Source organism: Acinetobacter geminorum, from assembly GCF_013009345.1.
GTDB classification, from domain to species: Bacteria; Pseudomonadota; Gammaproteobacteria; order Pseudomonadales; family Moraxellaceae; genus Acinetobacter; species Acinetobacter geminorum.
On record NZ_JABELE010000013.1, the window covers coordinates 111,856 to 126,760 of the forward strand.

Annotated in this window: 11 protein-coding genes and 2 pseudogenes; 7 read left to right on the forward strand and 6 right to left on the reverse strand. The window is 38.0% G+C overall.

Annotated elements, in window-relative coordinates; translation table 11 throughout:
• Positions 1 to 210: 210 nt before the first annotated feature.
• A complete protein-coding gene (gene gyrA / locus HJG58_RS13585) occupies positions 211 to 2,925 on the forward strand; it encodes a DNA gyrase subunit A (protein ID WP_032007057.1) in 2,715 nt (904 codons plus the stop codon).
• 44 nt (positions 2,926 to 2,969) lie between these two features.
• Here the strand turns inward: gyrA and HJG58_RS13590 are convergent, their stop codons facing one another.
• The 4 genes from HJG58_RS13590 to HJG58_RS13605 are packed head-to-tail and all read right to left on the reverse strand — an operon-like array spanning position 2,970 to position 7,819.
• Entirely contained in the window at positions 2,970 to 4,067 is a 1,098-nt protein-coding gene (locus HJG58_RS13590; protein ID WP_170249314.1) for an A1S_2622 family ABC transporter permease subunit, read from the reverse strand.
• Positions 4,064 to 5,194 carry an ABC transporter permease gene (locus HJG58_RS13595; protein WP_216076577.1) on the reverse strand — a complete coding sequence of 377 codons (1,131 nt, stop codon included), beginning with the start codon at positions 5,192 to 5,194 and terminating at the stop codon, positions 4,064 to 4,066. Before HJG58_RS13595 ends, HJG58_RS13590 begins: the two co-directional genes overlap by 4 nt.
• Before the next feature lie 3 nt (positions 5,195 to 5,197).
• Positions 5,198 to 6,319 (reverse strand): HlyD family secretion protein, encoded by a 1,122-nt coding sequence (locus HJG58_RS13600; protein ID WP_170249318.1) that lies wholly within the window; start codon positions 6,317 to 6,319, stop codon positions 5,198 to 5,200.
• A 12-nt stretch (positions 6,320 to 6,331) separates the two neighbouring features.
• Positions 6,332 to 7,819, reverse strand: a complete 1,488-nt coding sequence (locus HJG58_RS13605; RefSeq protein ID WP_170249320.1) for a TolC family protein — start codon at positions 7,817 to 7,819, stop codon at positions 6,332 to 6,334.
• A gap of 385 nt (positions 7,820 to 8,204) precedes the next feature.
• On the opposite strand from HJG58_RS13605, the gene serC reads away from it, so the two are divergent.
• Positions 8,205 to 9,284: a 3-phosphoserine/phosphohydroxythreonine transaminase gene (gene serC / locus HJG58_RS13610; protein ID WP_170249321.1), complete on the forward strand. Its 1,080-nt coding sequence runs from the start codon at positions 8,205 to 8,207 to the stop codon at positions 9,282 to 9,284.
• 238 nt (positions 9,285 to 9,522) lie between these two features.
• Here the strand turns inward: serC and HJG58_RS13615 are convergent, their stop codons facing one another.
• The gene (locus HJG58_RS13615) at positions 9,523 to 10,464 is read right to left on the reverse strand and encodes a hypothetical protein (RefSeq protein WP_068556679.1); all 942 of its coding nucleotides are present in this window, start codon (positions 10,462 to 10,464) and stop codon (positions 9,523 to 9,525) included.
• Positions 10,465 to 10,710: 246 nt separating this feature from the next.
• Here HJG58_RS13615 and HJG58_RS13620 point away from each other — a divergent pair, with 246 nt between their 5' ends.
• Positions 10,711 to 11,199, forward strand: coding sequence for a YaiI/YqxD family protein (locus HJG58_RS13620; protein WP_081310814.1), 489 nt, complete (start codon positions 10,711 to 10,713; stop codon positions 11,197 to 11,199).
• Between the two features lie 7 nt (positions 11,200 to 11,206).
• Complete coding sequence (locus tag HJG58_RS13625; RefSeq protein ID WP_005067734.1) at positions 11,207 to 12,115, forward strand: DMT family transporter; 909 nt, start codon at positions 11,207 to 11,209, stop codon at positions 12,113 to 12,115.
• A gap of 29 nt (positions 12,116 to 12,144) precedes the next feature.
• Here HJG58_RS13625 and HJG58_RS19065 read toward each other — a convergent pair.
• Positions 12,145 to 12,249, reverse strand: a pseudogene (locus HJG58_RS19065) (PilZ domain-containing protein); the annotation flags it as partial.
• A gap of 125 nt (positions 12,250 to 12,374) precedes the next feature.
• On the opposite strand from HJG58_RS19065, the gene HJG58_RS13630 reads away from it, so the two are divergent.
• From HJG58_RS13630 to HJG58_RS13640, 3 genes and pseudogenes are all read left to right on the forward strand, one after another.
• Positions 12,375 to 13,610 (forward strand): lipoprotein-releasing ABC transporter permease subunit, encoded by a 1,236-nt coding sequence (locus HJG58_RS13630; protein WP_004790618.1) that lies wholly within the window; start codon positions 12,375 to 12,377, stop codon positions 13,608 to 13,610.
• Positions 13,603 to 14,289 carry a lipoprotein-releasing ABC transporter ATP-binding protein LolD gene (gene lolD, locus HJG58_RS13635; protein ID WP_170249323.1) on the forward strand — a complete coding sequence of 229 codons (687 nt, stop codon included), beginning with the start codon at positions 13,603 to 13,605 and terminating at the stop codon, positions 14,287 to 14,289. The genes HJG58_RS13630 and lolD overlap by 8 nt, the downstream gene beginning before the upstream one ends.
• A gap of 83 nt (positions 14,290 to 14,372) precedes the next feature.
• Positions 14,373 to 14,831 (forward strand): annotated as a pseudogene (locus tag HJG58_RS13640) (DNA internalization-related competence protein ComEC/Rec2); the annotation flags it as partial.
• Positions 14,832 to 14,905 lie beyond the last annotated feature (74 nt).

The window sequence follows — 14,905 nt, forward strand, 5'->3', positions numbered from 1 at the left end:
CGTTATAGCGATATGATAAGAATAATATGCAATTAAATTATACAAATATCACCAGATTAGCGGTGTAGATTCCGCACATTACACAGTGCTTTTATGCTATAGTATACAGCTATATTTTTTTCGATTTTAGTTCAGTTTCCGGAACTAAATTTTTTGCAAGATCAAGACATATAAGCAGATGGAAATTTCTATCTGTAAGAAGGAGTATGCATGAGCGTATCGGAAATCCGACCGATTGCCATTGAGGACGAACTCAAGCATTCATATTTAGATTACGCGATGAGTGTAATCGTATCTCGTGCATTGCCGGATGTGAGAGACGGTCTTAAACCTGTTCACCGTCGTGTGCTTTATGCCATGCACGAATTGGGCAATGACTATAACAAAGCCTACAAGAAATCTGCTCGTGTTGTTGGGGACGTAATCGGTAAATATCACCCTCATGGTGACTCAGCTGTTTATGAAACCATTGTACGTATGGCTCAGGACTTTAGCTTACGTTATTTATTGGTAGATGGTCAGGGTAACTTCGGTTCGATTGATGGTGATAGCGCAGCTGCAATGCGTTATACCGAAGTCCGTATGACCAAGCTTGCACATGAGCTTCTTGCAGATCTAGAAAAAGACACGGTTGACTGGGAAGATAACTACGACGGATCTGAGCGTATTCCTGAAGTACTTCCGACACGTGTTCCTAACTTGTTAATTAATGGTGCTGCTGGTATTGCCGTAGGTATGGCAACCAACATGGCACCGCATAACATGACAGAAGTTGTGAATGCGTGCTTAGCCTATGCTGACAATCCGAATATCTCGATTGAAGGATTGATGGAATATATTACTGGTCCTGACTTCCCTACAGGCGGTATTATTTACGGTAAATCTGGTATTGTTGATGCTTACCGTACAGGTAAGGGCCGCTTACATATTCGTGGTAAGTACCATTTCGAAGAAGATGAAAAGACAGGCCGTACAACGATTGTCTTTACTGAAATTCCATATCAAGTAAACAAAGCAAGAGTTATTGAACGTATTGCCGAGTTAGTGAAAGAGAAAAAACTTGAAGGTATTTCAGAACTTCGTGATGAGTCTGACAAAGAAGGTATGCGTATTGCAATTGACTTAAAGCGTGGTGAAAACGCTGAAGTCGTTGTAAATAACTTATTCTTAAATACTCAACTTGAGAACTCATTCAGCATCAACATGGTTTGTCTTGATAACGGACAACCAAAATTGATGAATCTGAAAGATATTATTGCGGCATTTATCCGTCACCGCCAAGAAGTTGTGACACGCCGTACTATGTTTGAACTGCGTAAAGCACGTGAACGTGGTCATATCTTAGAAGGCTTAACCGTTGCTTTAGCCAATATCGATGAAATTATCGAGACTATTAAAACTTCTGCTAACCCTGCTGAAGCGCGTGAACGTTTACTTGCAGGTGAATGGGCAGGTGGTGGTGTCGTTTCATTGCTTGAAAAAGCTGGCGCAATTTCTGTTCGTCCAGATGAAATCGAAGGTGAAGATCCAAATCGTCCATTTGGTTTAACTGAATCGATTTATCGTTTATCACCAACACAAGTAGGCGCAATTTTAGAATTACGCTTACATCGTTTAACTGGTCTTGAACAAGACAAATTACATGCAGAATATACTGAGATCTTAGGTCAAATCGCTGAACTTACTGCGATTTTGAATGATTTCAATTTATTGATGGCTGTAATTCGCGAAGAGTTGGCACTGGTACTACAACAGTATGGTGATGGACGTCGCACTGAAATTATTGAATCACGTATTGATTTTAGCCGTGAAGATTTAATTCCTGAAGAGCAAGTTGTATTAACGGTTTCACAAACAGGTTATGCAAAAACTCAACCACTTTCAGACTATCAGGCTCAGCGCCGTGGTGGTCGTGGTAAGTCGGCAACTTCAATGAAAGATGATGATTTTATTCAACATCTCATTGTAGCTTCAAACCATGCGACTGTGCTGTGCTTTACCAACGTAGGTAAAGTATATCGTCTTCGTGTGTTTGAAGTGCCTCAAGCATCACGTGGTGCCAAAGGCCGTCCGATTGTGAACTTGTTACCTTTAGATGCGAATGAAACAGTAACAGCTATCTTGCCGTTAACTGAGTTCCCAGAAAACCATTACGTATTTATGGCGACAGCATCAGGTACGGTTAAACGTGTTGATTTAGAGCAATTCGCTAATATCCGTTCAAATGGTTTACGCGCAATTGAACTCAATGAAGAAGATACCTTAATCGGTGTTGCGATTACTGATGGTAATCAGCAAATCATGTTGTTCTCGAACGAAGGTAAGGCAATCCGTTTTGCTGAGACTGACGTACGTGCAATGGGGCGTACTGCGAAAGGTGTTCGTGGTATGCGCGTGAGCTTTGCAAGCAGTACTTTAAGTGAAGAAGATGCAGATGTTGAAAATGATGAATCAGATGACAATGACGATTCAGCAGATTCAAATTTAGTAAGCCGTATCGTATCGCTTGTAGTTGTACCTGAAACAGGTGAAGTACTGTGTGCAAGTGCCAATGGTTACGGTAAGCGTACTCCAGTAAATGACTTCCCGACCAAGAAACGTGGTGGTAAGGGTGTCATTGCGATTAAGACAAGCGAACGTAACGGTGAGCTTGTTGGTGCAGTGTCTATTGACGAAACCAAAGAATTGTTACTTATTTCTGATGGCGGTACATTAGTTCGTACCCGTGCAGCAGAAGTTGCAATGACTGGTCGTAATGCACAAGGTGTACGTCTAATTCGCTTAAGCGAAGAAGAAACTCTAGTGGGCGTTGTGTCTATTGAAGCTGTCGAAGATGAAGAAGAGTTTCTCGAAGGTGAAGTAGATACTACCGAGACTGATAGCGAAGAAGCTGTATCAAATAATGAAGATGCTTCTGAAGACTAAGTAAAACTTTAATAAAAAAGGAAGCATAAGCTTCCTTTTTTATTTTATGAAGAAGATTTTTTAACAAGCCGATAATAAGATAAACCCACCAATATTAATCCAAGGGTCCCAAGAAAAATCAGTTTTGGTACAACCGTGGCTAATGGAACACCCATCTGGTTAAGTTGCACAAACATTTGTACCGCATGTGTTGAGGGTAAACACCACGCAAACCATTGTAGCCACTCAGGCATTGCTTGATGAGGCCAAGCAGCTCCAGTTAGTAAGAATAAAGGTACAGAACTAAACACAATAATATGTCCGGCACGTTCAGGCATATCTAAAAGTGAACCGATCAACATGCCTAGTCCAATCACACAACTAATAAAAATTGGAACAGCAATGAGTAGACCTATAAAATTTCCACCGTGTGGATAGTCATTGAACCACAAGGTAAAACCAAAAAGATAAAAACAGCCCAAACAACCAATAGTAAATATACTTGCGAAGATTCCAGCAAAACGAACAGCTGTAATTTTTTCATTTTGCTCCCGATAGCTAGCTATTAACATTGCCAAACCTAGCACAATCGTTTGATGAATAATCAAAGATGCAACAGCTGGAAAAATATAACTTCCATATCCTGAAAGGGGATTAAATAACGGCACTTGATGAATAGAAAGCGCTGGCTGGAAATGTGTGCGTTGTCCAAATTTTTCAATATATTCTTTTAATGTAGCTTCTATCGAGGTTGCCAGACCTAAACCAATTTCTTTAGTTTTTAAAAAGTTGGTTGTGCTTAAGTATAAGCCGATTCCACCCGTTTCTCCGCGGCGTAGGCTTTGGGTTAAGTTATTTGGTAAAAGTAAAATACCATCAGCTTTTTGCTCACGTACCATTTGTTCAGCTTGTAAAAAATTGCTGGTAACGGTAACGATATGAACATGGGGGCTATTTGCACTTTGGCCAATCAATTGAGAAGTTAAGAGGCTTTGCTCTTCATCGACAATCACGATTGGAATAGATTCTGCACGCTCAGCTTTATAGGCGGTAGGATAAAAAAAGCTATAAAGAATGACCGATAAAATTAGCGTTGTGAAAACTGAGCTATTACTTACAATGTCTTTAAATGTTTGCCCATAAGCCTTAAAAAATTCTTTCATTGCGTTGCCCCTCGAACTAATTTTTTAAGCAATAGACAACTTAAAAAGAAGTAAATCAGGCAATAACCAATGAGTATTAAAAAAGGAATCATTGAAATGAAAATTGGACTGCCGATCACCCATTGTTCGGTTTGAAGCTTGGCATAAGGGGTATAAGGAATAATCAGTGACCAAAACTTGGTGAAAATAGGGGCATTATTTAAAGGTAGCGTAACGCCTGCGAAACTTAAAGAAGAGCCGCCATATACCGCGATAAAACCAAAAGTTTTACTTAAATTTTTGGTTGCAAGAATGACGGTGCTACTAATCAAAGCGTAGGCAAAATAAAGTAAAAACTGTGCGCATAACAATAAACTAAGAGAACCTGCTACGAACCAGCCACGGATTTCGACTAGCCAAAACATCCATACCCATGTCCATGCACAAAATATAAGGCTATAAAGCAGATTTTTGGCCAATAAGCCTTGAATAAAACTTTCTCGGTTTACCCATGCTGTTAATGTGCCACGTTTAAGCTCTTGTCCAATAGCAAAGGCAACACAGCAACATAACAATAAGTGCAATACAGCAGGAACCATGAAAGGTTCTAAATAAAACTCATAGCTCATACTTGGATTATAAAGCGTTGAGATTTTTACATGAGCTGTAGGAACATCTAAATAGGGAATACTATTTACAAGATAACTTTGACCAGCATAGTCTGCTAAAGCATTGAGGGTACTGACCAGCATTGCTGAAGAAATGGTGTTTCCGACACTAAAAAAAGACTGATTAAATGCAATGCTGATTTGAGCATCTTGTGCTTTAACGAAGCGCTTTTCAGCACCATCTGGAATAAAAACATATCCCCATATTTTGGTTTCATTGAGTAGTTGTTCAGCCTCAGCAGAACTTGCCGTAATTGTTTTAATGTCTACTGTATGATTCAACGAAAGATACTTTTCAATATTACGGCTGAGTTCACTTTGGTCCTGATCAATAATTGCAATTGGTAAGTGTTCAGCTTTACCTGCGTAAAACATGCTGCTAAACATGAAAATGATAAAAGCAGGGATAAGTGTCACCATACACAAATCCCATTTATTGCTTTTTAGATAGTTTAGTTCCCGTAATATACTGGCAAACATGCTTTATTTTTCTTCTTTAATTTTAAATAGAACACTCATACCAACCTTTAAGTCTTTGACAGGATTTTCAGGTACCAGATGTAATTTAAAGCTACGAATATCATAACCTCCAGTTTGGCGAGTCGTTTTAATGGTAGCAAATTCACCTTCAGCATCAATATTCTTGATTTTAAAATTCACATTCTGATTAAGAGCAGGTATGAATCCTTCAAGGGTTTTATTTTTATAAACAGAGGCATATTGATTTTCACCCACGTTTAAACTCACCCATAAATCATCATCTTCTAAAATGCTGACAACAGGCACGCCCATAGCGACTAATTCAGAAGGTTTACCATAAGTTTTTGAAACTGTGCCTGAAATAGGTGAGAGTAAACGTGTCTCTTCCTCTAAAGCTTTTGCTTCAGCTACTGCAGCTTTTGCAATTTCAACCTGTGCATCTGCTGTAGATTTTTGTTGGCTGGTACTGCCACGTTTTGCACGGGCATATTGCTGATAAGAGGCTTCACTTAATTCTTGAGCAGAAGTTTGTGCAGCAAGCATTTCATCTCTTCTTTGACGTGAAATGACGCCTTGTCTATATAAATTCTCACCACGTTGGTAAGTAGTTTTGGCAAGGTTTGCTTGTGCTTTCGTACTTTGCCAGTTGGCATAAAGAGTATCGATATTTTCTTGTTGAGAACCTCGATCTATCGTAGATTGAAATGCTAAAGCCGATTGTAAGGTAGCCAAGGCTTGTTGCTTTTTAGCTTCTATTTCAGGGCTAACCAAACGAACAAGGGGCTGGCCTTTGGAAATTTTCTGGCCTTCTTGTACATAAATTTCTTCAATACGACTTGGAACTTTCGTACTTACGTGAATAGTTTCAGCTTCAACTCGGCCTTGAAGTTCAATAGGTTTCGGCTGATAGCTTTTCCACAAACCAAAAATAATTAAACCTAATAGGGCAATAATAATTACACCAATAATCAGTTTAATTTTAGAGTTTTTAGGTGGTTTTGAATCATCTTTATTTGTGTTTGATTCTTGATGGTCACTAACTTGATCATCTTTTTGAACTTGGTTGGTTTCTGCCGTATCCGCAACAGGAGAATCTTGTTCTGAATGAGCTGAGTCTTGATTCATTTTATACTCCCATTAACGAATATAGTCGGTATGTGGTTGATTGACATAGGCTTTAAACTGGTCCATAGAACCATGGCTTTGTAATAGCGTTGCGAGTGACATGACATATTTATAAGCATTTAAAGCCATTTCAGTTTTTAACGCACTTAATGCATTTTGCGCATCAATCACTTGGGTTGCTGTACCCATTCCTTCACGAAAAGAAAGTTCTTGGATACGTAGGTTTTCTTGAGCAGCATTTACGTTTCTTTGTAAAAGCTGATGACTTTGCTGAGCAGAGTTGAGCTCGTTATATGATTTATTCAAAAGAGCTTCAATCTCTTGTTTAGTTCGTTCAGTCATGAGTTCAGAAGCGTAGCGCTTTAATTCAGCGGCATGAATATTCTTATTTTTATCTACCCCAGAAAATAGGTTGTATTTTGCCATTACACCGACAATCCAGTTTTCATTTTCATCAAGCGCATATTCACCAAATGCAAATAGACTTGGTTTTTTTGCGGCTTGTTGAGCTTGAATATTTACGTTAGCCAGTTGAGTATCCATCTGCATTTTTTGTACAAGGCTAGACTTTTGTGAATAACTGGTTAAAAGTGATTCTAGAGACTGGCTGGGAGTGTTGTTTACAAATAATGGTGTACTTAAATCGACATTATTTTGTTGATGTAAAAGATTATTAAGGCTAAAGCGGCTGGCGTTTAAGTTAGCTTGAGCATTTTGTAAAGTACGTTCTGCATTATTACGAGCGACTTCAAACTGCATGCGTTGCCCTTTACTAATAAATCCTTGTTGTTCCAGCTTTAGGGCATTGCTGTAATGTTTTTGCATCGCATTAAAGTTAAATAAGCTACTTGCGACCAGCTGCTGCTGTAATTGCACATTAAAGTAACTTTGTACTACTTCAAATCGCTGTATATCTTGTTGTTGTTGGCTTGAAAGTTCAGAGCGCTGTGCTTGTATATTTGCTATTTTTTTAGCACTGCTGGTTAAGCCACCTGTATAGAGTGGCATTACGACTGAAATAGAAGGGCGTACCACCTGATCTTCGATAGTCAGGTTTGCGTAATCAGGAAAGCGATTTATACCATCATGTATGGTTTGGTTTGCGCCTTCTTGAACTTGTCCCAGCACATCTGATGGAATGACATTGTTCCACTGTGAAAGTTTATCATTTAGCCCTTGGCTTAGATCATTCTCAAGTTTTTGTTTAAAAGAGCCAAGAGGTACATCTGTTTCACTATGAAAAGCGTAGGCTCTGACATTTAAATCAACTCTAGGTAATCCGAGGCCCTTTACTGCTTCAGCTTCTAATTGAGATGCTTGCTGTAATGCTTGGTTGGCTTGAGTACTGTATGAACTTTTTAAAGCTTGTTGTTCTGCTTCAGCATAACTTAAGCTTCCGGCGTATAAGTGATTAGTGAAAAAAAAGCCTAAAGCCAAAGCAAGATGTTTGGGTTTAAATGAAAAGGGAAAAATAGACTGTCTATATCGATGTGTTGGCATTTTAAATAACAATTTTTGGCATCCCTTATAGTTTAAATTTCTTGTTATTAAATTCAATTATCATCTTGTTTATTATACATTTGTATAAAAACATGGTGGTTTTTAGCTCCTTTAATTATTGAATTTACTAAGCCAATATTTTTGTAATAGCTATCAAGGTATGTGAAATGATAATCACAAGTCAAGTTGATCTTTTTGCTTAAAAATTTTTTTAAATGAGGAAGCTGGTCATTAAAACTAAGTAAATAACGACACCAATAATTGAAAAAATAAAGCTAAATACAGTCCAGCATTGAAATATTTACTTGAGAAGCTGCTGCAAGCTTAAGCAATCTGTGGTTAAATGCCATTTTTATTGTGTTTGACTTTATACAAGGGAAAAATCATGCGCGCGTACAATTTCTGTGCTGGTCCTGCTGCATTACCTACTGCCGTTTTAGAAAAAGCTCAACAAGAATTGTTGGATTGGCAAGGTAAAGGTCTATCCATCATGGAAATGAGTCACCGTAGTGCTGACTATGTTGCTGTGGCTGAAAAAGCTGAAGCAGATTTACGCAAGTTAATGAACATTCCAGAAAACTATAAAGTACTGTTTTTACAAGGTGGTGCGTCATTACAATTTTCTGCGATTCCTTTAAACCTTCTAGGTGAGAACAGTAAAGCCGATTATATTCACACCGGCATCTGGTCTGAAAAAGCTTTAAAAGAAGCAAAACGTTATGGCGATATTAATGTTGTAGAAGCTGGCATTAAAGTAGATGGCAAGTTCGCAATTTCTGAACAAAGCGAATGGAATTTATCTGACGATGCAGCATATGTACATTATGCAGATAATGAAACGATTGGTGGCTTACAGTTCGCAGGAATTCCTGATGTAAAAGCTCCACTTGTTTGTGATTATTCATCAAGTATTTTATCTGCTCCATTAGATGTGACCAAGTTTGGTTTAATCTATGCTGGCGCACAAAAAAATATTGGTCCTGCTGGTTTAACAATTGTCATTATTCGTGATGACTTACTTGATCAAGCTAAACCAGAAATTCCAAGTATTTTAAAATATGGTGACCAAGCCAAAAATGGTTCTATGGTAAATACGCCATCGACTTACGCTTGGTACTTGTCTGGTTTGGTATTTGAGTGGTTGCTAGAGCAGGGTGGGGTAGAGGCGATCCATAAAGTGAACCTTGAAAAAGCTCAGTTGTTATATGGTTATATCGACTCAAGCGATTTCTACAATAACCCGATTGCAATTCCAAACCGTTCAATTATGAATGTACCGTTTACCTTGGCAGATGAAGCTTTAGAAAAGCAATTCTTAAAAGAAGCGGAAGCTAATCACTTGTTGAATTTAGCTGGACATCGTTCTGTAGGTGGTATGCGTGCAAGTATTTATAATGCCGTACCATTAGAAGGCGTACAGGCTTTAATCAACTTTATGGATGATTTTGCAAAGCGTAATGGTTAAGCAAATCAAATAAATAAAGCCCTCATTTGAGGGCTTTATTTATTGAATAAGTTATAAATTAAAAAGGCACTAAACCAAACTGGTGCATGAATATGGCAGCTAAGAACATACCCAAGACAAAAAAGCAAAACGCACCAGTATCGACCTTTACGCGCAGGCTACTGGATTGAATGAGGCTGGTAGTTTGTTCGGGTATAATCTTCATTCAATAACCTAATTATTAAAATATTAGTGAAATTCAATTAGTTTCACCCTTTTTAGCACAAATAGTCGCCTGAATCCAGATATTACCGCGAATATATTCGCCAATATTAAAGTTTTTATACAAATCGTTTTTGGTCGCAATGCGCACTAATATGGCAGGAAGATCATCTTCTAAAACCAAAGTAACATCATAAAGGGTATATTCTGCCCCCATAAATGTCATAGAGGTTTTACCAACAATATTACCTTGGAACCAGGCTTCATCTTCTTGACCAAGATTTTCGCCATATAAATACGCAACCATTTTAGAAAAATCAACGGTTACAGGTTCTTGATCTTCTGGACTTTTTGGCTGCCATTCATTAATGAGTTCCTGTAAGTTTTCAGGAGCAACACCATTATGTTCAGTTAAAATTGCATTTAATGCACGGTGATGTTTAATCGAAGCTGGGTCATCAACAATGATTTTTTCACCTGCTGGAACAGGTTCTAATTCATAAGCCCATGCATTAAATTGGACTTGATAGTTTTGATTTTTGTCATATTGACAGTAGTTAACACTAAATAAATTATCAAATGCATAAACAGTTGTATTTTTATTTAGTCTTAAACTTAACACGGCTTGTGTAGCAGAGTCACAAGTAATGATGCGTTCAATTTTTGCATTATATTGATACGGACTTTCAAAACTTGGGAAGGCTGTTTTAAGCGCACGAGGTTTTTGGTTTTCAACAGCAATAATTTGATTGATGGTAACTTTTTGGTCTTGTGGACCTTGAATGAGCCAAAAAGATTGGTCCATGTCTTCTTCATGTTCACACAAACCCATTGGCATTACAGGTGCATCAAGTGCCAGTCCTAACCATTTTGGTACATCTGTTTCGGGATGGGACGTCAATAGATTCCAATGTTCTCCATGACTACCAAAATTTTGGTCATTTACTTTAATAACTTCTGGACTGTTTTGATTTTTCATAAGCACGATGCTGTTGGGTTCACATTACTTGTTATATTAAATCGAGGGTGTTTACTATTTTTCAAGTCACCATATGTAAATTCTCTTGTAAAAGCGCGTATTTAGTCATTTAAAAAGAAGCGCCGTTTTTATTTATAAGATAAAAGTACTCTTAACTTATAAAAACTTTAAATGTTGAAATTAAAAATCAGTTTAATCGTTATTTTTACTCACCTTAGAAGAGCATCTGTTAGACTAATATTTTTAGTGGAAATAGAGAATAACGTGCTGCCATTTAAGCTATGGGTAGACGCAGACGCCTTACCGAAAATTTTACGTGAAGTGATTTTACGTGCATCAGACCGTTATCAATTAGAAGTCATTTTTGTTGCTAATCAGAATGTTGGTATCACCCCTTCAGTACGAATTAAATCAATACAGGTTTTAAGTGGTGCCGATCAGGCAGATAAAGAAATAGTTGATCGTATGATCGAGAATGACATTGTCATTACGCAGGATATTCCTCTGGCAGCTCAGGTGATCGAGAAAGGTGGAGTTGCTATTCATCCCCGTGGTGAAGTTTATACAACTGCGAATGTTAAAGCGCGTTTACATCTACGTGATTTCATGGATACGCTCCGTGGTGCAGGTGTGCAAACTGGTGGACCGCCTCCTATTTCCGAGCGAGATAAACGTGAATTTTCAAGTTCATTAGATCAAACGATTTTAAAGCAAAAACGTAAAACAGCTAAGTGAGCATCGCATGCCATCGCAAACCAATTTGGCTCTAACCTATGCCTTGTTAGTGTTTATCTGGGCAACCACTCCTTTGGCAATTGTCTGGAGTGTGTCTGATCTACATCTGATGTGGGCATTGTTATTACGCTTTTTTATTGCATTGCCTTTGGCTGTCATCATATTGCTAATTTTAAGAACACCTTTTCCGACGCATCGACAAGCAGTTCATAGCTACATTGCCGGATCTTTTAGCTTAATTGGTTCTCAAATTTTCACCTATGCCGCGACCCAATATTTAAGTTCAGGCATGATTGCACTTATGTTTGGTTTGGCGCCGATAATGGCAGGACTTATTGGTCGATTTGCATTTGGCCAACAACTTTATAAGCTGCAATGGTTGGGTATGGCAATTGCGGTCTGTGGGTTAGCTATTATTTGTCTGAGCGGTGCGAATCAGCATGTGCATCCGTTTGGTATTGTCCTGATGCTAATCAGTGTGTTTGTTTATTCTTTTTCAATTTTCTGGGTTAAGAAAGTTAATGCTCAGATCCAGCCGATGGCTCAGGCAACTGGTTCTATTTTAGTGTCTTCTATTTTTGCTAGTTGTTTTATTCCATTTATTTGGCAATATGCACCGACACATTTACCAGAAGCCAAATCTTTATTTGCCTTAATTTATACGGTACTTATGGCATCACTCGTTGCCATGTTCTGCTACTTCAAACTTATACAAAATATTCAGGCAACGACTTTATCTTTAACGACAGTTATTACCCCTATGTTAGCGATGATCATTGGAGCTGCTTTAAACCATGAACAACTTTCAATTATGGTTTTTGTAGGTGCTTTCATTATCTTGTCTGGACTCTTTTTATATTTCTATAAAGACATTCAGGCAAATCGGAACTTTGCTCAACATATGAAGTCTAAATAGGAGAAGATTTGGGTAATTTGTTGAGCTTATTCATTAAATTGTTCTAATTCGTAGCGAAATGCATGATCAAATTGATCTCCTAACTTAACTAGTAGAAAATAGCGCAGCAATATAATATTAGGATTGTTAAGGGAAGATCAGAACTTACTGATTTTTAAACCTTAATACAGCATCTAACGGTATGGCCAAATAGTAGATGTGGGTGCAAGTTGCCATTAACATCTTATATTTTCCATCAATGACCTTGGATTTAGAAGGTATGTTTAAACCAATCTCACTGTATATAGGGTTGAGATATACTCGCGCAAGACGCAGTAATCATTTTATTTCTTTTATTGCATTGGTTTCGATGGTCGGTTTGACACTAGGTGTCGCTGTGCTGATTACAGTACTTTCTGTCATGAATGGTTTCGACCGCGAATTGAAAAACCGTGTGTTAGGAATGGTGCCGCAAGCAACAGTTTCATCTACACAAATCCTCACGGATTGGCCTGAACTCGTGAAGCGAGTTGAACATCATCCACATGTAACAGGGGTTGCACCTTTTACACAATTGCAAGGTATGTTAACTGCGCAAGGGCAAGTCGCCGGTATTATGGTGACGGGTATTGACCCAAAATATGAAAAGAATGTCTCTATTATTCAAAATCATATTGTTGCCGGGAGTTTAGATTCACTTAAAAAAGGTGAATTTGGTATTGTTCTTGGTAAAGATATGGCTGATTCATTGGGCTTACGTCTAAATGATAGTGTGACATTGGTTTTACCAGAAGCAACACCGTCTCCAGCAGGTGTTGTACCTCGTTTCAAGCGTTTTAAAGTGGTTGGTATTTTTAGTGTAGGCGCTGAAGTCGACTCTATGGTGGGTTATATCGCCCTATACGATGCTTCAACCTTATTACGCTTACCAGATGGTGCCCAAGGTGTCCGTTTAAAACTAGATGATATTTTTGCAGCGCCACAAGTTGCTGACGACTTAGTCAAAAGTTTACCAAGCAATTTCTACGCGACGAACTGGACCTATACGCATGGTAATTTATTTAATGCCATCCAAATGGAAAAAACTCTAGTCGGTTTATTGCTTGTCCTTATTATTGTGGTTGCAGCATTTAATATTGTTTCATCACTGGTCATGGTGGTGACTGATAAAAAATCTGATATCGCAATTTTGCGTACATTAGGCGCTTCGCCATCCATGATTACTAAAATCTTTATGGTGCAAGGCACCGTGATTGGTGTGATTGGTACAGTTGCAGGTACGGTTTTAGGTGTAATTTTAGCTTTAACCATTAGTGATATCATTTCATGGTTTAACAATGTGTTGGGCTTAAATCTATTTGATGCTTACTTTGTACATTACCTTCCTTCTTATTTAAGATGGCAAGATGTGACGATTATCGTGATTGTTTCTTTACTTTTAAGCTTCTTGGCGACTATTTATCCGGCACTTCGTGCTGCCAAAGTTCAACCTGCTGAGGCACTGCGCTATGAGTAAAATTGTTCTAGAAGCGAAAGATATCTATAAACATTTTGATGACGGTAAATCTAAAGTTGAAGTCATTAAAGGTCTTTCTTTACAAGTTGAAGCAGGGCAGTTTGTTTCTATTGTCGGTGCGAGTGGTTCAGGTAAAAGTACTTTGCTTCATGTGCTAGGTGGTTTAGAGCAGCCAACTCAAGGGCAAGTATTTTTAAATGGTCAGCGTTTTGATAATTTAGGCGAAGCTGAACGTGGTTTTCAGCGTAACCAATACCTCGGTTTTGTTTATCAATTTCACCATTTATTACCTGAGTTTTCTGCTCTTGAAAATGTCGCGATGCCTTTAATGCTTCGTGCAGATAGCCAATTTAAATCGGTAAAAGCGCAAGCTGAATATTTACTTGATCGAGTTGGGTTATCTCATCGTATGGATCATAAGCCAGGTGAGCTTTCAGGTGGTGAGCGCCAACGTGTGGCGTTAGCGCGTGCTTTAGTCACTAAACCTGCGGTTGTTCTGGCTGATGAACCTACAGGTAATTTAGACCGTAAAACAGCTCTAGGTATTTTTGAATTACTGACCGATCTTAAGAAAGAACTTAACATGGCAATGTTAATTGTGACCCATGATGAGCATTTAGCTCAGGCTGCTGATTCTATTTTGCACATGCAAGATGGACTCTGGGTGAGTAGTTCTTAAAAAATTGTCATTAAATCACATTGTTAAAGCCCACTGAGTTGGGCTTTAATTTTGCCCCTAAAAAGATAATGATATGACTTTAAATGTTAAAACTTATTTTAATGGGGTGGATTGGGGGTATTGCATTTATGGGGAGAGATATCCCTTTAATAATGCAATATGGGTGGGTAGGTAAAGTCTTGCTTGTTATGGGCTTTATTTTTTATATTTTTAAGAGAAATATTTTCTTAAATCGCCCCATATTAAAAGCCATTTACTGTCTAGTCTGTGCTATTAGTTTTTTTACTATAGGACATCAATATGCTCAGCATACCTTAAATGAAAGATTACAACTGCGACAAATGCAGCCTAAATCTTTAGATATTGTTGTATATGTCGACCGTATAAGTGAAGAAAAAGAAGATAAGACGCAGCAACCCGTTCAGGTACTAAGGCAGTCCTTACATCCCGTCAATTGGCTTTTATATTTAAAAAATCGAAAAGTAAACTCAGCGTTAGATGAATCAAAATTACAATTAGGCCATTATTATCGAATTTATGGGGACTGTTCTAAATTTTGTGTAAGTACTTAATTTTCATTTATCCTTCAGAGGATAATTACAAAAGGTACTTCACA